Here is a 21083-nt window from a genome sequence, read left to right as displayed (position 1 = left end):
GGACGCTTAAAAATGTCGAGGATGCCTACAGTCAAGGATGTCGCAGAGCATGCCGGCGTATCCGTGGGCACGGTTTCGCGTGTGCTGTCGGGCGAGGCGGCGGTCAAGACCATGCTGCGCGAAAAGGTCAACGACGCTATTTCTGCGCTCGGTTACCGGCCGAACGTGACTGCGAGAGCGCTGCGCACCAGCAGAACCGATGTCATCGGCCTTATTGTTCCCGACATCACCAATCCCTTCTTCGCGCAGCTTGCCGCCAGCGTCGAGCGTGCGGCGCTCGAACGCGGACATAGCCTCATGCTGGCAAGTTCGCATGACGATCGCGGGGCGGAACAGAGCCACGTCCTGGCGTTTCTCGACCGCTCGGTGCGCGGTATCATCGTGGTGGCTTCGAGCGATGGTCCTGGGCTCCACCTGGAAACAGCGGTTCCGGTGATCTCGCTGGACCGGCGCTTCGGCGCCTTTCCGCTGGTCTCGACCAACCATGCGCAGGCGGCCGCGCTGATGGCGGATCATCTCTATGAGCTGGGCCACCGCCACATCGCCTATATCGCCGGGCCGCCCGACACGGAGGCGGGGCGCATGCGCAAGGAGGGCTTCGTCGGCCGCATCGACCGGTGCGGCAAGAAAGGTGAGCCGGTCGAGCTGGAACTCGCCTATGGCAAATTCGACTATGAGTCCGGTGAAAGAATTGCCCGCGACCTGCTTTCGCGCCCGCCGCAGGACCGGCCGACGGCCATTGCGGCCGCCAGCGACCAGCAGGCGATCGGCGCTTTGCGCGCTGCCCGCGACCTCAAGATCGACGTGCCGCGCAAGCTGTCGGTGACGGGCTTCGACGACATTTCGCTCGCCAACCTCGTCGTTCCCAGACTGACGACCATACGTCAGCCGGCCGACACGCTGGCACGGCGGGCGGTCGCGCTTCTCCTTGAGGAACCGCCAGGCAAGGCAGATGAGATGATCGACGGATCGCTGATCGTGCGTGGCTCGAGCGGTCCGCGCGCGCAGCCCAAGGCAGTCGCAGGGCATAAAAATTGAAGCAAGGCCTGCATTGAGGCCACTATAAAGGGATGGAAGGATCAGATGCTCAAGGGAATCAGGGCCGAACTCAACGGCGATATTCTTCAAGCACTTTGCAACATGGGACATGGCGACTATCTCGTCATCTCCGACACCAACTTTCCGTCGGATTCGATTGCTCGCCAGACGCGTCTGGGGAGGCTGCTGACGATGGAAAACATTTCCGCGCCGCGGGCGATCGATGCGGTGCTTTCGGTCTTCCCGCTGGACACCCCCATCCAGCCGTCCGCGGGTCGGATGGAAGTGATCGGCAAGCCTGACGAAATTCCGCCGATACAACAAGAAGTCCAGGCCATTGTCGACCGCGCCGAAGGCAAGCCATCGCCCATGTATCCGGTCGAACGGATGGCGTTCTACGACATCGCCAAAAAGGCCTATTGCGTGATCGCAACGGGGGAACTGCGTTTTTACGGATGCTTCCTTTTGACCAAGGGCGTCATTGCGGCGGAGGAGGCTCTGAGATGAGCGGGAAAAGCGGAATCGTCATCCTGGGAATCTTTGCCGCCGATACTGCCTACAAGGCCAAGCGCCTGCCGCATATTGCCGAGACGCTGATCGGGTCTGGCTTCACGCTTGGGCCGGGAGGCAAGGGCTCCAACCAGGCGATCGCTGCGGCAAAGGCCGGTGGAAAGGTGACCTTCATCTCCCGGGTCGGCAACGACCCGTTCGGCGAGATTGCCCTTGCGGCCTATGCAGCGGCCGGGGTCAAAGCCAATGTGATGAAGATGGACGGCGTTTCCAGCGGTGCTGCCTTCATCTTCGTCGACGAAATGAGCGGCGACAATGCCATCATCGTCGTGCCGGGGGCTGCAGGTCTTATCGGCATCGAAGATGTCGATGCGAACCGAGCGGAAATCGAAAGCGCCGCTATTTTTATGACCCAGCTCGAGCAGCCGCTCGAGGCTGCCATACATGGCCTGTCGATGGCGAAAAGGGCAGGGGTCACGACGATTTTCAATCCCGCGCCTGCCCGCGCCATACCGGACAGCGTCTATGGCTTGTGTGATTTCATCGTCCCCAACGAGGTGGAGGCCGCCGAACTGGTGGGACATGCGATCGAAACGGATGAGCAGGCACATGCGGCGGCGCGCACGCTCCTGGATCGCGGAGCGAGAGCGGTGATCCTCACGCTCGGGGCACGCGGCGCCTATTACCACACGGCCAATCACAGCGAATTCGTACCTGCATTTTCTGCCGGCAACGTCATCGACACCACGGGTGCCGGCGATGCCTTTCTGGGCGGCTTCGCTACGGCGACTTCCGAAGGATATGCTCCGGTCGAGGCCGTGCGCTTCGGTTGCGCCACGGCGGCAATTGCGGTGACGCGGCCGGGCACCGCCCCCGCCATGCCTTCGCGCGCCGAGATCGACGCCTTGCTGCCCTGAAGGTGACGCTTCTCGCACGCGCGCGCCGTCTATCATCGGATAGCTGTCCCGAGGCACAGGATGCGGTTGTTAAGCATGCCTTATCGCATCGGGTGCTATCCGCTGAACTGCAGCGCATTGCGGACATGATGTCTCCTGCCGTCTTCGGGCATGACCTTTCAATCCGATTCCCACGTATTGCTCATGTCGTCAATCCGGCAGCTGCTATCCAAACCGCATCGTCGCGGCCGTCACCCGCTTACCGTCGGCCCGGAGATATATTTGCGAATGAATTTAGCCTGATGGGTCTCTGATTTAACCAAGCTCAAACCAGTGTTGCCCTATGATTGGTTCGGTATATGTATTGGAAGGTGGATCCAACGCAGTGAATGGCATCTGGACGCAATTCGGTGGCAACCTTTCATTTGTGTGCCTGGCAATTTCGCTCTGGGCGCATTTTTCGATTCAATTTCAGCGCGGCTCAGCCAGGCAGGAAAAAATCGCCTTCGGAATCGTAGCCGGCGCTGCCTCCATCGGATCGATATTGCTGGCCGTCGAATTCAATCCCGGCCTCTATATCGACTTGCGCTTCTCGCCGCTGGCTTTGGCGGGCATGTTCGGCGGACCGATCGCGGCGGCTTTTGCGGCGTCGCTGGCGATGGCCTTCCGCTTCTATGTCGGCGGCACGGCCATGATCGACGGTCTCATAGTGATTGCTTTCGCCACCGGCATCGGCCTGGTTGCCAATGTCTGGATCCGTAAAAGATCTCCCGGGCTCATGGACGTTGCCCTGCTGAGCCTCGCGCTCGGCGCCGCACTTGTTCTATTGATGGCGACGCTCCCCACTCTGGTGCATGCCCGCGTGCTGGCCCTCATCGGTCTGCCGATGACCCTGTTGAATTGCCTGGCGACCGCGCTGTGTGGTTTCGTTCTCCTGAAGACCCAGCAATGGGCGCTGGAACGAAGCATATTGGTGACCGCATTTTCGCAGTCGCCCGACTATCTCTATGTGAAGGACCGAAACAGCCGGTTCATCACCGTCAATGAAAATATGATCCGCCTCTATCGTTTCAGGACAACCGCAGAGATGACCGGATTGTCGGATTTTAATCTGCTGTCGCGGCCGCTTGCCGAAGAATTATATTATCTCGAGCAGCAGGTCATCGATAGCGGAGTGCCGCTGATCGACTCCGCCGAGCACATCGAGGGCAGATCCTTGCTCGCCTCCAAGGTGCCGCTGCGCGACAGGCAGGGGCGGGTGATCGGCCTTGCCGGCGTAACACGTGATATCACCGAGCGTGTCGCCCTGGAGCGGGAATTGCGCGACAGCAAGAACCTGCTGTCGCATGCGATGGCGGGCATGTCCGATGGCATCGCCATGTACGACAGCAAGGGTTTTCTTGTCTTTTGCAATGATCAGTATCGCGATGCGTTCCCGCTCTCCGCAGATGCTCGCGTGGTCGGCGCCCATATCGGCGATATCCTGCGCCGCGTCGCAGAAACCGGCGAGCGGACCGATATCCCGGAAGGTGATGTAGACGGGTGGATCAAAGCCGCCGCCGCCTCACTGCACATCAACAAAGACGAAGAGGTCCAGCTCCACAACGGCGATTGGCGCAGCATCCGGACAAGGCTTGCGGAAGACGGCATGGCTATGGCCGTCGTCTCTGACATCACGGCGACGAAGCAGGCTGAAATGGCGCTCAGGCTGTCGGCGGAGCAGCTGAAGAGCCTTGCCGAGACCGACGGGCTCACCGGCATCGTCAACCGCCGCGCCTTCGACGACGCTTTTGCACGTGAGACCACGGGCAGCGCCAGGAGGAATACGCCGTTCAGCCTGCTGATGGTCGATATCGACCGGTTCAAGGCCTATAACGACACTTATGGCCATCCCGCCGGAGACCAATGCCTGCGGGTTGTCAGCGAGTGTCTGCGCCAATCGGTCAGCCGGCCGGCAGACATCGTCGCCCGTTATGGCGGCGAGGAATTCGTGGTGTTCCTCCCTGACACCAGCGCCAAGGGCGCGATGATCGTCGCCGAGCAATTCGCACGCCGCCTGGCCCAAAAAAATATCGCGCATTCCGGCAGCGAATTCGCACGGGTGACGGCGAGCATCGGCATAGCCTGCCTGACCGGGGCTGTTCTGCGCACCAATCCGAACCGTCTCCTGACCGAGGCCGATGCCGCCCTCTACGACGCCAAGACCCAGGGCCGCAACCGCATTCTGGCCCATTCGCCGAGTGGTGAACGCCACGCCATGAAGGAAACCGGTTAGATCGAAACCCGGTCACGTAGGGTCTCGTCCTTCTTTAATAGATTTTTTCTATCGAGCCATCGTTCCCGTGGCCTTGATGTTTTCCCCGCTTAGACAATACAGGGCGCATGGACACAAAATTCATTGGTAAGAAATCGGCGGCAGCCGGCGGCTGGGGCGCTATGAAGAGTTGTGGCAAGCAATTGCTGCAAAGCGGTATGCCCATCTCGGGCGCGCGCACCATGCTGAAGGCAAACCAGCCTGATGGCTTCGATTGCCCGGGCTGCGCCTGGGGCGATCCGGAACACGGATCGTCGTTCGAGTTCTGCGAGAACGGCGTCAAGGCGGTCGCCTGGGAAGCGACGGAGAAGCGGGCAACGCCCGCCTTCTTCGCTGACAATACGGTATCGCAGCTGCGCCGGCTGACGGATTATGAACTGGAACTCAACGGTCGCCTCACGCATCCGATGCGCTATGATGGAGCGAGCGACCGTTATCTGCCGGTTTCCTGGGAAGATGCCTTTGCCGAGATCGGCGGCATCCTCAAGGGCCTCGACACCCCCAATCGGGCGGAATTCTACACCTCGGGCCGTGCCAGCAACGAAGCTGCCTTCCTCTACCAGCTCTTCGTGCGCCTCTTCGGCACCAACAATTTTCCCGACTGCTCCAACATGTGCCACGAGGCAAGTGGCATCGCCATGCGCCAGGCGGTCGGCGTCGGCAAGGGCACCGTGCTGCTGGAGGATTTCGAAGAGGCCGACGCGATCTTCGTGATCGGCCAGAACCCGGGCACCAATCATCCGAGGATGCTGGGCGACCTGCGCCGGGCGGCGATCCGCGGCGCACAGATCGTCGTCTTCAATCCCATCCGCGAGCGCGGCCTGGAGCGCTTCTCCGATCCGCAGGACAAGATCGAAATGCTGCGCGGCGGTTCGACCGAGATCGCCAGCCAATATCTGCAGCCGCAGCTCGGCGGCGACATGGCCGCGGTGCGGGGCATGGCGAAAGCCGTGCTGGCCGCGGAAGACAGAGCGGTCGCCGCCGGTCTGCCCTCCGTACTCGATCATGCATTTCTCACCGAACACTGCACGGATTTTCAGGCATATCGGGCCGCGGTCGAGGCGACGAGCTGGGCTGAGATCGAGGGCCAGTCGGGACTGAGCCGGGAGGAGATCGAACGGGCCGCCGATGTCTATATCAGCGCCGAACGCGTCATCTGCACCTGGGCGATGGGGGTCACCCAGCACCTGCATTCGGTCGCGACGATCCGCGAGATCGCCAACTTCATGTTCCTGCGCGGCAATATCGGCAAGCCGGGCGCCGGCCTTTGCCCGGTGCGCGGCCATTCCAACGTGCAGGGCGACCGCACCGTCGGCATCAACGAAAAGCCGGCGGACGATTTTCTCGATGCGCTGGAGAAACACTTCCGCTTCGCCGTTCCCCGCGAACATGGCCATAATGTCCTTGCGGCGATTGGCGCGATGCTCGACGGCTCGGCCGAGGCCTTCATCGGGCTTGGCGGCAATTTCGCGCGTGCCACGCCCGACAGCGCCCTCGTTGAAAAGGCGCTGCGGCAGCTGAAGCTGACGGTGCACATCGCAACCAAACCCAATCATTCGCATCTCATGCCCGGCGAGGCCGCCTTCATCCTGCCCTGCCTCGGACGCACCGAGATGGACCTCAACGAAGCCGGCAACTCCCAGCTTGTCAGCGTCGAGGATTCGATGAGCATGGTGCATGGCTCTGCAGGCATCAATCGCCCGGCCTCTCCGCACCTGCTCTCGGAAGTCGCCATCATTGCCGGCATGGCGAAAGCGACGGTCGGCTCCGCCGTGGTCGATTGGGCGGCGCTTGCCGACGACTACGACCTTATCCGCGATCATATCGAGGCGACCATTCCGGGCTTCGAAAACTACAATGCGCGCCTGCGCAAGCCGCGCGGTTTCCACCTGCGCAATGCAGCGGCGCATCGGGAGTGGCAGACACCGGCGGGCAAGGCGTCATTCTCGTCCGAGGCGCTTCCCGACGAGACGGTGCATCAGCGTGCGCGAAAGGGCGAGGGACATCGTTTCGCCCTGCAGACGTTCCGGTCGCACGACCAATACAATACGACGGTCTACGGTCTCGATGACCGATATCGCGGCGTCTACGGGGAACGACAGGTGATTTTCATTCATCCCGGCGATTTGAAGGCGATGAACGCCGCGGCCGGTGACCGGGTCGACGTGATCGGCGAATATGATGACGGCATCGAGCGCATTGCGCAGGATTTCCGTCTGGTGCCCTATGATATTCCGAGGGGCAGCATAGCCGGTTATTATCCCGAGCTGAACGTCCTTGTACCGCTTGGCAGTGCGGGCAGGGAAAGCGATACGCCGACCTCGAAGTCGATCATGGTATCCTTCCGCCGGCGAAACGCCGCGTGAATGAAGAAACGTCCGACGTCGATCGGTTTCTTGCCCTCGTCGCGGCAGCGCAAGCCGGGGATGCAAGGCTGACAACGATACAGGCGGGTCTTCTCGTTGCAGCGGAGCTCGGGATTGCGCATGACAGCCGCTCCTTCGCGCGCAGGCTGGGGATCGCGCATTCTCTCGTGCTGCGGGAACTCAATGCCCTGGCAGAGCGTGAAGGCGTGCTTGAGATCGTCAAGCGGGATCCGCGGACGATGAGAGTGCATTACCGGTTGCCGCCCCCTTCGTCGCCGTAAGCCGGAAGACGCTGCGCGCGACCTGATGATATCCATTTATCGACGGTAGACGCGCTTCCTGGTGTCGGAAGGATATTCTCCGTAGGTCGATTTATAGACTGCGGAAAACCGGCCGAAATGAAAGAAGCCCCACTTGAGACAGATCGCCTTCATCGTCTCCGTGCTCTCTGGGTCGAGCAAGTCCTGCCTGGCCGCGCGCAGGCGAAGCGTCAGCAGATAAGCGGCGGGGGAGGTTCCCCTGAAGGCACGAAAGCCGGTTTCGAGCGCCCGGCTGGAGACGCCGGCCGCTTCGGCGACCTTCGGCATGGTGATCGGCTGATCGATATTGGCCTGCATGAATTCGATCGCCTTGCGGACATGCCGGGGAGCGATGAGGGCGGGCCCCTTGTCGAGGAAATGCGACAGCCGGTGCGGCACCAGGCGCACGACCAGATCGGCCAGCGCCTGCGTCATATGCGCCATGGCAATCGGCGACTGCAGCAAGGGGCCGTCGTCGCGCATGCCGATGGCGATCGTTTCCGTCAGATTGCCGATCGTCCGGCCGACCGGCGTCGACAGATCCAGTTCGGGCAGGAGATCGAGAGAGCCGCTGAACGGTATTTCGAACGTCTGGCCGATCGTCTGGAGGATCACGGACCAGTTGATCAGCAGTTCGTCGATGACGTTCGACTGCCCGTGCATGATGACGCTGTCCGGTTCGAAATTGTTATAGAGAAGCAATTTTCCCTGCCCCGCCTCGGCGACGCGGGATCCATAAGCCACTCCCATACCGCCGCTGCGCGGCACGACGATCGACAAATACTCCGCCGTATCGACGGTGGGCTCGATATTGAACTGAAACTCCGCCTCGTGATACCCGGTGAGCAAGACCGCGCTGTCAGCCGCAGAAAAATCCAATCCCCAATTGAACTCCTGCGCCCGGCCGACGGGCTCGGCATCGAATGCGCCAAAAGCGCCCCCGAGAGTTTCGACCATGTTGTCGAAGGACGAGCCGCGAAATCGAAATGAGAATTGCGGAGTGCTATTTTCTGTCATGCTGCTCCCGTTGTTCAATTCGGTTGCTTCGCCTTGCCCGTTTCGATTGCCCGCGGATGCCGGGACGAAGGGCGAGCTTCGTGGATGCGGGATTGATGCACGTACCTCGGCCAATCATCCCAATCATCCTCCTCCACTGCGTGCTCATCAGGGCCCGGTTGACGGAATGATGAGCAAGGCTAGCCTCTCTATTAGACGATCCGAGGGCCGCGCGCAGTCGCGCGCGCGAGTGGATTTCCGCCTGATGTCGGCATCGAAATCTGCGCCTTGCGCAAGCCGATGCAGGCCGAGTTCGGGCGCCGCAAACGTCAAAAAAACCAACCCGTTAAATGATTATCGACAGTTCCATCGCGTCCGGTTTCACAGCCTGACAGAAGGAACTGGCAGAACATCGGACAATTGGCAAGATGATGAAACGATTACGCTGAAGGGCAAATTTATCACATGTGTCTGTGATGCCACCGACCCCACGAATGGGGCGGTGTCGCCGAGATGCACATTGCCTGAAGCTAATGAGGTGTGCCCGCATTCGCGAGCCGTGCAGTCGCCTGCCGAAGGTTCTATAGTGGACCGCTTAAGATTGCCTTCGGCAGGCAGACATGCATGCAGGCATACGCACGGGATGGTGTGCGTATGTATGATCCCTTCCATCCTTTTTGGGGGTGATGGATGAACGGGCTTGGCTTTGGAACCGCAAACCATCATGGTCCCGGTCGCGTTCATCTTATTGTTCCGCAGCCATGGAGCAATTGTCGGGTTACGATATTATCCCCCAATCGGCTTTTCGCGACGCAGTCTGTACTGGCTTTGCGCAAAATGTATAGGCAAGCGCTGGCCAGAGAGGGTTCGCGCAACGGCTTGCGCAAAGTGGATAGAGACTTGAATTTCTCATTCGGCGAGCTTCCAGGCGGTTCCGCAGCCGCGCCAGCCGCCGCCCTCGTCCAGCAGGAGAATGCGTCTGCTCGGCCTTGCCTGCCTCGCCATAACGGCCTCGATGCCGAAGACGTTTCCCTGGTCCATGCCGGGCGGCGTCTCGATGGACGGCAGCGCCTTCTGGAAGCCGGTTTCGGGGGAATAGGAACCGGTCGCCAGGATGACGGCATCGGCGCCGATGGCGTCGACATCCGATGCCTCGATATAGGAATTGAGCCGGATATCGACCCCGACTTTCGTCAACTGGCGCTCGTACCAGCCGATGAGATCGAGGATCTGGGCTCGGCGAGGCTGCATTCCGGCGAGCAGGAAATTGCCGCCGAGCCGGCGCCACCGATCGCACGTTCGGCATAGTAGGCGACATGCTGGTCGCCCGGCACGCCGTCGCTCACCATGTTTGCCGTATGCGCTCCGAAGACGATCCTGTTGCGCAAAGTGTGTCCACGCAGGCGGACGGAAAACAGAAGCGGGAAGAGTTTCGACATCATTATCCCGAAGCGTCACGCGGCCGACTTCCCAGTTCCTAATATGGCGACCTCGCTGAAATCGGTGTCGCCATCGAACGGGAAAGATGGCCTCAACGAAGCTTCAAAGTGCGACCGAAAGCGTATTGTCGCGTTGGGGTGCCACCTCCTGCGAGTTCACCATGGCGCCGGCAAGCTGGCGGAAGGTGACGAGCCCCAAGGCTTCTCCCGACGGCGAAACCACCCTGGCATCGGCATCCGGCGACGATGCCAGAATCCGGACGGCCTCTTCGACTGTTGTGCCTGATGCAATCGTCAATCCGCCCGGTACCGTGCTGGAGTGCAGGGGTGTCATCACGGCTTCTACCTGGATGACCCGGCCGCGATTGACCTCCTTGACGAAGTTGGCGATGTAGGCGTCTGCCGGCCGCAGAACGATGTCCTGGCTGGTGCCTTGCTGGATGACTTCGCCATCGCGCAGGATGGCAATCTGGTCACCCAGGCGAAGCGCTTCGTCGAGATCGTGGGTGATGAAGACGATGGTTTTCTTGATTTCCTTCTGAATGTCGAGAAGGACCGTCTGCATGTCCATGCGGATCAAAGGGTCGAGCGCCGAATAGGCTTCGTCCATCAAAAGGACCGGCGCATCGTTGGAAAGGGCGCGCGCCAGGCCGACGCGCTGCTGCATGCCGCCGGAGAGCTGGTTGGGATATTTCTGCTCGAAGCCCTTGAGGCCGACCCGTTCCAGCCAGCGCATCGCGACATCGATGGCCTTCGGGCGCTCCATGCCCTGTACTTCAAGGCCGAAGATGGTGTTGTCGAGAACGTTCCGGTGCGGCAGGAGCGCGAACTTCTGAAACACCATTGCCGTCTGGTGCCGGCGAAACGTCCGCAATTCCGTGTCGTTCATCTTCACGACATCGACGCCGTCGACGAGCACCTCGCCTGATGTCGGGTCGATCAGACGGTTGATGTGGCGGATGAGCGTCGACTTGCCCGAACCCGAAAGACCCATGATGACCTGGATGCGGCCGGAGGGAATCTCGACATTGATATCCTTCAGGCCCAGCACGTGGCCGTGCTTTTCGTTGAGCTCGGTCTTCGACAATCCCTTTTGGACGGCATCCACATGAGCGCCAGGGTTCGGACCGAAGATCTTGTAGAGATGGCGGATCTTGATGCCGCCGAACCGATGATCAGCCATGGACGATCTCCCGATGCTTCTGGAGCCGCTTGCCATACGCCTGGCTGACCCGGTCGAAGATGATGGCAATGCCGACGATGGCAAGGCCGTTGAAAATACCCAGGGTGAAATACTGGTTGGCGATCGCCTTCAGAACCGGCTGGCCAAGGCCCTGGACGCCGATCATCGAGGCGACGACCACCATGGCGAGCGCCATCATGATGGTCTGGTTGATGCCGGCCATGATGGTGGGAAGGGCCAGCGGCAGCTGAACCTTGAACAGCTTCTGCGAGCTCGACGTTCCGAACGCATCGGCTGCCTCCAGCACGTCCTTGTCGACCAGCCTGATGCCGAGATCCGTCAGCCTTATCATCGGCGGGATGGCGTAGATGACGACGGCGATCAGGCCCGGCACCTTACCGATGCCGAGAAGCATGACGACAGGGATGAGATAGACGAAGCTCGGCATGGTCTGCATGACGTCGAGGATCGGATTGATAACGCGTTGCAGCCGGTCGGAACGGGCCATCAAGATCCCCATCGGGATGCCGATGGAGATGGAAAGCACGGTACAGACGAAGATCATCGAGACCGTCCGCATCGTATCGTCCCACATGTCGAAATAGCCAATCAGCAGCAGTGTGACGAGACAGCCGAAGACGATCTTCAGGTTGCGGCTCGCAAACCATGCGATGACGAGGATGATTGCCGTAATGATCGGCCACGGCGTCTGCGTCATGAAGCGGTCGGCGGCGATGAGGAAATGCTGCAGCGGGGAGAAGAGGCTTTCGATCGCGTCGCCATAGCTGCGGGTAAATGTGCGAAAACCGTCATCGATCGCCTTCTTCAGATTGCGAAGGGCGTCGTCGTCCATATGCGGGAATTTATAAAACCATTCCATTCGGTTCCCCTTTTTCTTCAAACAGCCGTGGCAGTCTTTTTGATTTTATCGGCAGCGAGAAGCGGTGCGCTTTCGCGCACCGCAATAGTCAGTGTTAAAGAGCCGCTTCGATCTTCGCGGCTGCCTCAGGCGAGACCCACTTGGTCCAGAGGTCCTTGTTTTCCTTCAGGAAGTGCTTGGCGCCATCTTCGCCGGTCGCCTGGTTGTCGGTCATCCACGCCATCAGCTTGTTGACCGTGTCATTGCTCCAGGAGCGCTTCTTCAGGTAGTCCATGACCTCAGGCCCGACCTTTTCCGAAAAAGGCTTGGCAACCAGGGTCACCACGTGATCGACCGGCCATGCATTCGGCTTCGGATCGGGGCAATCGGCGACGGTATTGCAGCGCTTCCATTCGGCAGCGTCGTTCGGCACGCCGGCTTCGAGCTTGACCATCTGATACTTGCCGAGCAGCGCGGTCGGCGCCCAGTAATAGCCGGCCCAGCCCTCCTTGCGTTCGTAAGCCTTGGCGATCGAACCATCGAGGCCGGCAGCCGAACCGGTATCGACGAGGGTGAAGCCCGCCTTCTCGGCTTCGAAGGCTTTGTAGAGCTGCGTGGTCACCACGGTGCCGCCCCAGCCCTGCGGCCCGTTGTAGATGGCGCCCTTCTTCGAATCTTCGGGATCGGGGAAGAGTTCCGGATGCTTCAGCACATCACCGATGGTCTTGATATCGGGATGGGCATCGGCAAGATACTTAGGAATCCACCAGCCCTGTACGCCGCCATCGGGCAGCGGAGAGCCGACCTGGACAATACGGCCTTCATCCGTCCCCTTCTTGACGACATCCGGCAGCAGGTCGATCCAGGCTTCCGGCGCGATATCCGGCTGGCCCTTTTCGGCCATGGAGGTGATCGTCGGGACGGTATCGCCGACGGTGATTTCGGCGTCGCAGCCATAACCTTCGTTGAGGATGAGCTTGTCGAGGTTAGAGAGAACCTCCGCACTCTGCCAGTTCATGCTGGCAATGGTCACCGTGCCGCATTCGGCGGCGCTGGCGAAAGATGCCCCGCCGATCAGGCCGAACGTCAGACATGTCGATGCGAGTAGTTTTTTCATTCTCGTTCCCTCTGTTTAGCGGCCGGTTTTGCTGAGCGGGGCGCCGCAGGACCCGCTCCAACGGTTGTCAGGAAGCGTCTCCCATACTCACCGATTTCTTGAATGCCGCCGATAATCCCTTGGCGACCGAAGCGTCGAACCCGGCCGCGCGCATGCCTTCGATGGCTGCCGCCGTGGTACCGCGATAGCCGAGAAAGGTTTGAACAAGGTCGTCAGGACATTCGTCGCGGCGCTCCAGCAGGCGGCCGGCGCCTGTGATCACCGTGTTGGCGGCGCGGCGTGCAATCGCCGCCGGCAGGCCATTTGCGACGGCGTCGCTCATCATGGCTGCCGCGAGCAGTGCCGGGAAAGCCGGTCCGGAACCGGAAAGACCGGTGAGGTAATCAATGTCGCTTTCCCTTGCGACCTCGTCCTCAGATCCGCATGCCTGAAAAATCGCGCGGACGAGCGCCCGGTCGTCTTCGGTGACATCGCTCGCGCCAATCCACGGCGTATAGGACTTGGCCACTTCGGCGGCGGCATTCGGCAAAGCGCGGACGACGCGACCAGTGTTGTGACGTTCAGACAGTGCGCCCAGGCGGATGCCCGCCATCACCGAGATGACCAGCTTGCCGCCGGCATCGGCATCAAGAGCATGCCAGTCATCAGGACGGACGGAGAGAAGGATCACGTCCGAGCGGTCGGCAAGCGCCTGATTGTCGGTGGTCAGGAAAGAATTCGGGAAGCGGCGCGGCTCTTCACTACGATAGGAGAGGAAGAGATTTCGAGGTTCGACCAGGCCGGCATCAAGGATCGAGCCGGCGATTGCTCCGCCAAGCCAGCCACCGCCACCAATGATACCGATCCTCAAGGAAGCGCTCATCCCGGCCTTCCCTAACCGGGCCTGTAGCCATGCCGCGAGAAGAAGCGATCGAGCTCCCTCTGCTGCGGCACTTCGCCGGTGTAGATCGCGATATATTCGGGGATCCGTTTCATGCGGACGGCGAGTTCCTCCTTGGCTTGCATAGAGATGTATCCGATCTGCACGAGGTAAGTTGTTCGCGCTCGGACATCTGATGTCGCTTCTGGTAGCCCGAAGCGGATAAACATCCGCTTGAGCGCATCAAGCCGGAGCTGATCGGCTTGCCGGACCTCGGCGAGAATCTCGTCGGACTGCAGCGCCCAGCTGCGCACGGCGAATTCGAACCTGGCGTCGAACAGATCATTGTTGAGCCAGCAATCGAAGACGTTGAGCATCGCCTCTGCGAGCGATTCCGCGTAAGCTTCGGACTGCTTGACGATGTTGCCGGTGTTTTTGTCGCGCCACCGCGCCACGAGCGCGGCCAGCAGCTCTTCCCGATCCTTGAAGAACCAGTAGAAGCTCGTGCGCGAGAGATTGAGCCTCTTCGCCAGCGGCAGAATTTTCACTGAATCCACGCCGGAATCCAGCAGCGAGTGGTAAGCCGCTTCCAGCCATCCCTCCTGTGATCCGCGCCAGCCAGTGTCGTTCAGAGCCTGATCCATAGGCTATCTCCTATCAAATTATCCAGCGGCGCACAAGAAAAATGTACATGAGTGTCGAAAACAACGACCCATATGTTTTCAACGTTGACACATATGTACATTGCCCTTAGCGTCTCCTCTGACGTTTTTAATCCGGAACCACGGCCCATGTCGAACGATCCCCTCCTTCAGCCCTACCAGCTCAAGCATTTGAAGCTGCGCAACCGTATCATCGTGACCTCCCATGAGCCGGCTTATCCGGAAGACGGCATGCCCAAGGAGAGGTATCGCGCCTATACGGTGGAGCGGGCAAAAGGCGGCGTGGCCTTGACGATGACGGCCGGTTCGGCCGCGGTTTCGAGGGACAGCCCACCGGTGTTCAACAACCTGCTTGCCTACAAGGACGAGATCGTGCCCTGGATCAGGGAGATGACCGACGCCGTGCATGAAGAGGGAGCGGCGATCATGATCCAGCTCACCCATCTCGGCCGGCGCACACGTTGGGACAAGGGCGACTGGCTGCCTGTGGTAGCCCCATCGCATCAGCGCGAGGCGTCCCACCGCGCCTTCCCGAAGAAGGTGGAAGATTGGGACATCGAGCGCATCATCAAGGATTTCGCCGACGCTGCGGAACGCATGAAGGCGGGCGGCATGGACGGTGTCGAACTGGAGGCCTACGGCCATCTGATCGACCAGTTCACGTCGCCGCTTACCAACGAACTCGACGGTCCCTACGGCGGCTCGCTCGATAACCGTTTGCGCTTCTGTTTCGACGTCTTCAAGGCGATCCGGCACAGGGTGGGGAACGACTTCATTCTGGGTGTGCGCTATACCGCCGACGAATGTCTTCCGGGCGGTACCGGCAAGGCCGAAGGCTTGGAAATCTCCAAGCGGCTGAAGGAAAGCGGCCTCATCGATTACCTGAACGTCATTCGCGGCCACATCGATACCGATGCGGGCCTCACTGACGTGATCCCGATCCAGGGCATGGCGAATTCACCGCATCTCGATTTCGCCGGCGAAATTCGCGCCGCAACCAATTTCCCGACCTTCCATGCGGCGAAAATCCCTGACGTTGCCACCGCGCGCCACGCGATCGCCTCCGGCAAGGTCGACATGGTCGGCATGACCCGCGCCCACATGACCGACCCGCATATCGTCCGCAAGATCATCGAAAGGCGGGAAGACGATATTCGTCCCTGTGTCGGCGCCAATTACTGTCTCGATCGCATCTACCAGGGCGGGGCGGCCTTCTGCATCCACAATGCCGCCACCGGCCGCGAACTGACCATGCCGCATATCGTGGCCAAGGCCGACGCCAAGAAAAAGGTCGTCATCGTCGGCGCCGGCCCGGCCGGTCTGGAAGCGGCGCGCGTCGCCGGAGAACGTGGCCATGAGGTCGTCGTTTTCGAAGCGGCGAACAATCCCGGCGGTCAGATCCGGCTCACCGCTCAAAGCGAGCGCCGCAAGGAGATGATCAGCATCATCGACTGGCGCATGAGCCAGTGCGAGAAATACGACGTCACCTTCCACTTCAACACCTGGGCGGAAGCGGACACCATCGAGGCGGAGAATCCCGATGTCGTCATCATCGCGACCGGCGGCCTGCCGCATACCGAGGTCCTTGCGAGCGGCAACGACCTGGTGGTCTCGTCGTGGGATATCATCTCCGGCGACGTGAAGCCTGGAACCAACGTGCTGATCTTTGACGACGCCGGCGATCATGCCGGCCTGCAGGCGGCAGAGTTTCTCGCCAAGGCAGGCGCCAAGGTCGAGATCATGACGCCGGACCGGTCCTTCGCGCCCGAGGTCATGGCCATGAATCTCGTGCCCTATATGCGGTCTCTCCAGAAGCATGACGTGACCTTCACCGTCACCTACCGTCTGGAAGCCGTCGAAAAGAGCGGCAACCAGCTCGTCGCCCATGTCGGCAGCGATTACGGTGGGATTGCCAGGCAGCAGAGCTTCGACCAGATCGTCGTCAATCATGGGACCATTCCGCTCGACGAGCTCTATTTCGAACTGAAGCCCAGCTCGAGCAATCTCGGCGCAATGTCGCATGATCAGCTTCTTTCCGGAGAACCTCAGTCCGTCATCCGCAATCCCGATGGCAAGTTCCAGCTGTTTAGGATTGGCGATGCCGTCGCTGCGCGCAACACACATGCCGCCATCTATGACGGCCTGCGCATCGTCAAGGATATATGATTGTCAAGGATACATGATTGAAGGAACGGCCGCTTGTCGGCCGATCGTCTCGGGGGGATGATATGAGTTTACGCAGGGAAAGCCTCCAGCTTTTCGTGGATGCGGCGTCTCTGGCTTTCGATCAGTTCGCGAAAGCTCCGGAGGCCCGCCGCTCTGTTCGTCAGTTTTTTGCGGCGCTGGAGCGTCCGGGAGCTCCGCGTGAGGGAAACGGAAGCCGGTTGCCCGTCTGTGATCACCTCGATCTGGCGCTGGCGGTGGATACCTCCTATGCTCCGCTGACGCGATTGATCGAGACGTTCAAAGGCATCGAACCAATGCTTGAATGGCGTCGGCGCACCAAGTATGACCACACGGCCACCGACAACTTCGTCGATGGGCATGCCAATGCGATGATCATCGGCCCGGGTGGATTGGAGGAGCGGAGCGATCTGTGGTTCGGGGTGACGTTGATGGCGCCTGATGTGCGCTATCCGGATCATGACCATGCGCCGGAGGAGGTCTATCTCGTGTTGTCCAAGGGAGAGTTCCAGCAAGGCGACGGGGTGTGGTTTTCGCCCGGCGTCGGCGGGTCGTTCTACAATGTCCCCGGCATCAAACATGCCATGAGGTCGGTCGACACGCCGCTCTTCGCTTTCTGGGTGTTGCTTGCCGAACCGCCGCACTGACGGCCGGCAATCTGAGAATTAAAGGGGTTTGCACATGAAGATTCTCGTGCCCGTCAAACGGGTTGTCGACTACAACGTGAAGATCCGGGTGAAGCCGGATGGCACGGGTGTCGAGCTTGCCAATGTGAAGATGTCGATGAACCCGTTCGACGAGATCTCGGTGGAAGAGGCGCTGCGGCTGAAGGAAGCCGGCAAGGCCGAGGAAGTGGTGGTGGTGTCGATCGGCCCGGCCAAGGCCGAGGAGACGCTGCGCACCGCCCTTGCCATGGGCGCCGACCGGGCGATCCTGGTCGAGACCGATGATGCGGTCGAGCCGCTCGCCGTCGCCAAGATCCTGAAAGGTGTCGCCGATGCCGAGCAGCCGGGCCTGATCATCGTCGGCAAGCAGGCGATCGACGACGATTCGAACCAGACTGGCCAGATGCTGGCCGCACTTCTCGGCATGCCCCAAGCGACCTTCGCCTCGAAGATCGAGATCGGTGACGGCAAGGCGCAGGTGACCCGCGAGGTCGATGGCGGCCTGCAGACGATCGAGATCAAGCTGCCGGCGGTGATCACCTCCGACCTCAGGCTGAACGAACCGCGTTATGCCTCGCTGCCGAACATCATGAAGGCGAAGAAGAAGCCGCTCGACAAGAAGGCGCCTGCCGATTTCGGCGTCGATACCACACCGCGGCTGAAGGTCTTGAAGACCGAGGAGCCGTCCGGCCGCAAGGCCGGCGTCAAGGTCAAGTCGGTGGCCGAACTGGTCGACAAGCTCAAAAACGAAGCCGGCGTGCTGTAATCAGCTGAGAACAGGAGCAAAATATCATGACCATTCTTCTTCTGGCCGATCACGACAATCAAAGCCTTTCCGACCAGACCGCCAAGGCGCTGACGGCGGCTTCCCAGATCGGCTCCGACGTGCACATTCTCGTCGCCGGCAAGGCTGCCAAGCCTGCTGCCGAACAGGCGGCCAAACTTTCGGGCGTCGCCAAGGTGCTGCTGGTCGAAAGCGACACACTCGCCAACAATCTGGCCGAGCCGCTGGCCGAACTGATCGTCTCGCTGGCAGGCAGCTACGACACGATCCTGTCGGCCGCCACCTCGGTCGGCAAGAATGTGCTGCCGCGCGTCGCTGCCCTGCTCGATATCGCCCAGGTCTCGGAGATCATCGAGGTGATCTCATCGGACACCTTCAAGCGGCCGATCTATGCCGGCAATGCCATCCAGACGGTGCAGGCCAGCGATGCCAAGAAGGTGATTACCGTGCGCACCGCCTCCTTCGCATCGGCACAGACAGGTGGCTCAGCCAGCATCGAGGCGATCGCGGCGGTTTCCGATCCGGGACTGTCGACCTTCGTCAAGGATGCCCTGTCGGCCTCCGACCGTCCGGAACTGACGTCTGCGAAGATCATCCTCTCCGGCGGCCGGGCGCTGGGCTCGGCGGAAAAATTCCGGGAAGTGATCCTGCCGCTGGCCGACAAGCTCGGAGCTGCCGTCGGCGCCAGCCGTGCCGCCGTCGATGCCGGTTATGCGCCGAACGACTGGCAGGTCGGCCAGACCGGCAAGGTGGTTGCGCCGCAGCTCTATATCGCCGCCGGCATATCAGGCGCCATCCAGCATCTGGCCGGCATGAAGGATAGTAAGGTGATCGTCGCCATCAACAAGGACGAGGAGGCGCCGATCTTCCAGGTCGCCGACTACGGCCTCGTCGCCGATCTCTTCGAAGCCCTGCCGGAATTGCAAAAGGCGCTCTGACGAGGGAGACCGAACGTGGCTCGCGCGGTGGGACGTCCAATCAAACCTGGTGCCGACCTGCTTCTGAACGATGACGAAAAGCCGGCATATATCAGGCTGCACGACATCGGAAGGGAAAGGCGGCCCCGGCCGCTGCAGGAATTCCTCAATGACGTCGGCGGGCTGATGTTGTCGGCGGAGGCTCCTGCCGTCGCCAGCTTCGTCGCCGGCAAGGTCCTCCAGAGGCTGCTCAAAACAGGCAAGGTGCGGCCGGAGGGCGGGCCTCTTCCCGGCGCGCCGGAAGGGCTTGATGACGTCATTGGCCATCTTGCAAAATCAGGACGGAAATACGAGGCGATCGCCAGCCAATTCCATAGTCTCGCCGATAAGTTGCTCTGGAGACGCGGCCGCTCCGGCCCGTTTGCAAGTTTGAATTTCGGCAATACGCATTCCCATGCGGTCGTGGTCGGCCCTGGAGGCCTGGAGGAGCGCGCCGATCTCAGGGTCGGCGTGATCTATATGGATCGCTACACCCGCTTCCCCGATCATGTTCAGACGCAGCCCCGCGCCTTCCTTCTATTTTCTCCGGCTGAAATCTGCCTTGGCGATTCCCAATGGTTTTCTGCCGCCACCGGCACGGTCTTTGCAAACGATGCCGGCCAATCTTTCGCGATAAGATGCACGGCCCGTCCGCTGCTGGCAGTCTGGTGCCAGGTCGAGCGGGAGACGTGACAGGGCTCTGACCATGAGCAAAAGCTGAAGGCGAGAGCGTGGAGTGTGATTTCGGATCGTGGGGCGCGCGCCAGCCCTGTCGGTCTATCCGAATATGTAGCCATCAGAATTCGATTTAAGAGGAAGGATATCAAAATGGACGTTCGCGCCGCCGTTGCCGTTCAGGCAGGCAAACCGCTTGAGGTGATGACCGTACAGCTGGAGGGACCGAAGGCCGGCGAAGTGCTGGTCGAGGTCAAGGCGACGGGCATTTGCCACACCGATGATTTCACCCTGTCGGGCGCCGATCCGGAAGGCCTGTTTCCCGCCATTCTCGGCCATGAGGGCGCCGGCATCGTTGTCGATGTCGGTCCCGGCGTCACCTCGGTCAAGAAGGGCGACCACGTCATTCCGCTCTACACCCCGGAATGCCGCGAATGCTATTCCTGCCTTTCCCGCAAGACCAATCTCTGCACCTCGATCCGCGCGACCCAGGGCCAGGGGCTGATGCCGGATGGTACGAGCCGCTTCTCGATCGGCAAGGATAAGATCCATCACTATATGGGCTGCTCGACCTTTTCGAACTTCACCGTGCTGCCGGAGATCGCCCTTGCCAAGGTCAATCCCGACGCCCCCTTCGACAAGATCTGCTACATCGGCTGCGGCGTCACCACCGGCATCGGCGCCGTCATCAACACCGCCAAGGTGGAGATCGGTTCGACGGCGATCGTCTTCGGTCTCGGCGGCATCGGCCTCAACGTGCTTCAGGGTCTGAAGCTGGCCGGTGCCGACATGATCATCGGCGTCGACATCAACAATGACCGCAAGGCCTGGGGCGAAAAGTTCGGCATGACGCATTTCGTCAATCCGAAGGAGGTCGGCGACGACATCGTGCCCTATCTCGTCAACCTGACCAAGCGCAACGGCGACCTGATCGGCGGCGCCGACTACACCTTCGACTGCACCGGCAACACCAAGGTGATGCGCCAGGCGCTGGAGGCCAGCCATCGCGGCTGGGGCAAATCCATCATCATCGGCGTGGCCGGCGCCGGCCAGGAGATCTCCACCCGCCCGTTCCAGCTGGTCACCGGCCGCAACTGGATGGGCACGGCCTTCGGCGGCGCCCGCGGCCGCACCGACGTCCCGAAGATCGTCGACTGGTACATGCAGGGCAAGATCCAGATCGACCCGATGATCACGCACACCATGCCGCTCGAGGACATCAACAAGGGCTTCGAGCTGATGCACAAGGGCAAGTCCATCCGCGGCGTGGTGGTTTACTGA

The 21083-nt window shown here is 60.9% G+C and carries 19 protein-coding genes and 1 pseudogene; 12 read left to right on the top strand and 8 right to left on the bottom strand.

What is annotated here, in order from left to right; all coding sequences use genetic code 11:
* Positions 1-12 precede the first annotated feature (12 nt).
* From QMO82_RS06510 to QMO82_RS06485, 6 genes are all read left to right on the top strand, one after another.
* Entirely contained in the window at positions 13-1038 is a 1026-nt protein-coding gene (locus tag QMO82_RS06510) for a LacI family DNA-binding transcriptional regulator (RefSeq protein ID WP_183609339.1), read from the top strand.
* A 45-nt stretch (positions 1039-1083) separates the two neighbouring features.
* Positions 1084-1545 (top strand): RbsD/FucU family protein, encoded by a 462-nt coding sequence (locus QMO82_RS06505; RefSeq protein ID WP_097621117.1) that lies wholly within the window; start codon positions 1084-1086, stop codon positions 1543-1545.
* Positions 1542-2465 (top strand): ribokinase, encoded by a 924-nt coding sequence (gene rbsK / locus QMO82_RS06500; RefSeq protein ID WP_183609338.1) that lies wholly within the window; start codon positions 1542-1544, stop codon positions 2463-2465. Before QMO82_RS06505 ends, rbsK begins: the two co-directional genes overlap by 4 nt.
* A 322-nt stretch (positions 2466-2787) precedes the next feature.
* Entirely contained in the window at positions 2788-4719 is a 1932-nt protein-coding gene (locus tag QMO82_RS06495; protein ID WP_183609337.1) for a diguanylate cyclase, read from the top strand.
* A 107-nt stretch (positions 4720-4826) separates the two neighbouring features.
* Positions 4827-7124, top strand: a complete 2298-nt coding sequence (locus tag QMO82_RS06490) for an FdhF/YdeP family oxidoreductase (protein WP_183609336.1) — start codon at positions 4827-4829, stop codon at positions 7122-7124.
* Complete coding sequence (locus QMO82_RS06485; RefSeq protein ID WP_183609335.1) at positions 7121-7405, top strand: hypothetical protein; 285 nt, start codon at positions 7121-7123, stop codon at positions 7403-7405. The genes QMO82_RS06490 and QMO82_RS06485 overlap by 4 nt, the downstream gene beginning before the upstream one ends.
* Positions 7406-7441: 36 nt before the next feature.
* Here QMO82_RS06485 and QMO82_RS06480 read toward each other — a convergent pair whose 3' ends face one another.
* The 8 genes and pseudogenes from QMO82_RS06480 to QMO82_RS06445 all read right to left on the bottom strand — a co-directional run bounded on the left by QMO82_RS06480 (position 7442) and on the right by QMO82_RS06445 (position 14520).
* On the bottom strand, positions 7442-8440 hold the full coding sequence (locus tag QMO82_RS06480) for an AraC family transcriptional regulator (protein WP_183609334.1): 999 nt from the start codon (positions 8438-8440) through the stop codon (positions 7442-7444).
* 891 nt (positions 8441-9331) lie between these two features.
* Positions 9332-9700: pseudogene (locus QMO82_RS06475) on the bottom strand (oxidoreductase); the annotation flags it as partial.
* The gene (locus tag QMO82_RS06470) at positions 9613-9858 is read right to left on the bottom strand and encodes a hypothetical protein (protein WP_183609393.1); all 246 of its coding nucleotides are present in this window, start codon (positions 9856-9858) and stop codon (positions 9613-9615) included. The pseudogene QMO82_RS06475 and the gene QMO82_RS06470, both read right to left, overlap by 88 nt.
* Before the next feature lie 103 nt (positions 9859-9961).
* Entirely contained in the window at positions 9962-11041 is a 1080-nt protein-coding gene (locus QMO82_RS06465; RefSeq protein WP_183609333.1) for a glycine betaine/L-proline ABC transporter ATP-binding protein, read from the bottom strand.
* Positions 11034-11921, bottom strand: coding sequence for a proline/glycine betaine ABC transporter permease (locus QMO82_RS06460; RefSeq protein ID WP_183609332.1), 888 nt, complete (start codon positions 11919-11921; stop codon positions 11034-11036). The genes QMO82_RS06465 and QMO82_RS06460 overlap by 8 nt, the downstream gene beginning before the upstream one ends.
* A gap of 94 nt (positions 11922-12015) precedes the next feature.
* Positions 12016-13017, bottom strand: a complete 1002-nt coding sequence (locus QMO82_RS06455; protein WP_183609331.1) for an ABC transporter substrate-binding protein — start codon at positions 13015-13017, stop codon at positions 12016-12018.
* Between the two features lie 67 nt (positions 13018-13084).
* Entirely contained in the window at positions 13085-13879 is a 795-nt protein-coding gene (locus tag QMO82_RS06450) for a pyrroline-5-carboxylate reductase (RefSeq protein ID WP_183609330.1), read from the bottom strand.
* 11 nt (positions 13880-13890) lie between these two features.
* Positions 13891-14520, bottom strand: coding sequence for a TetR/AcrR family transcriptional regulator (locus QMO82_RS06445; protein WP_183609329.1), 630 nt, complete (start codon positions 14518-14520; stop codon positions 13891-13893).
* A gap of 147 nt (positions 14521-14667) precedes the next feature.
* Between QMO82_RS06445 and QMO82_RS06440 the strand changes: the two genes are divergently transcribed.
* From QMO82_RS06440 to QMO82_RS06415, 6 genes are all read left to right on the top strand, one after another.
* Positions 14668-16704, top strand: a complete 2037-nt coding sequence (locus QMO82_RS06440; protein WP_183609328.1) for an NADH:flavin oxidoreductase — start codon at positions 14668-14670, stop codon at positions 16702-16704.
* Positions 16705-16766: 62 nt separating this feature from the next.
* Complete coding sequence (locus QMO82_RS06435; protein ID WP_183609387.1) at positions 16767-17369, top strand: dimethylsulfoniopropionate lyase; 603 nt, start codon at positions 16767-16769, stop codon at positions 17367-17369.
* A 34-nt stretch (positions 17370-17403) separates the two neighbouring features.
* Positions 17404-18153, top strand: coding sequence for an electron transfer flavoprotein subunit beta/FixA family protein (locus tag QMO82_RS06430; protein WP_183609327.1), 750 nt, complete (start codon positions 17404-17406; stop codon positions 18151-18153).
* A gap of 26 nt (positions 18154-18179) precedes the next feature.
* On the top strand, positions 18180-19109 hold the full coding sequence (locus tag QMO82_RS06425; protein WP_183609326.1) for an electron transfer flavoprotein subunit alpha/FixB family protein: 930 nt from the start codon (positions 18180-18182) through the stop codon (positions 19107-19109).
* 15 nt (positions 19110-19124) lie between these two features.
* Positions 19125-19820: a dimethylsulfonioproprionate lyase family protein gene (locus QMO82_RS06420; protein WP_183609325.1), complete on the top strand. Its 696-nt coding sequence runs from the start codon at positions 19125-19127 to the stop codon at positions 19818-19820.
* A 135-nt stretch (positions 19821-19955) separates the two neighbouring features.
* On the top strand, positions 19956-21083 hold the full coding sequence (locus QMO82_RS06415; RefSeq protein WP_183609324.1) for an S-(hydroxymethyl)glutathione dehydrogenase/class III alcohol dehydrogenase: 1128 nt from the start codon (positions 19956-19958) through the stop codon (positions 21081-21083).

The organism is Rhizobium sp. BT04 (assembly GCF_030053135.1).
Lineage (GTDB): Bacteria > Pseudomonadota > Alphaproteobacteria > Rhizobiales > Rhizobiaceae > Rhizobium > Rhizobium binxianense.
This window is presented reverse-complemented; position numbering and strand designations above follow the sequence as displayed.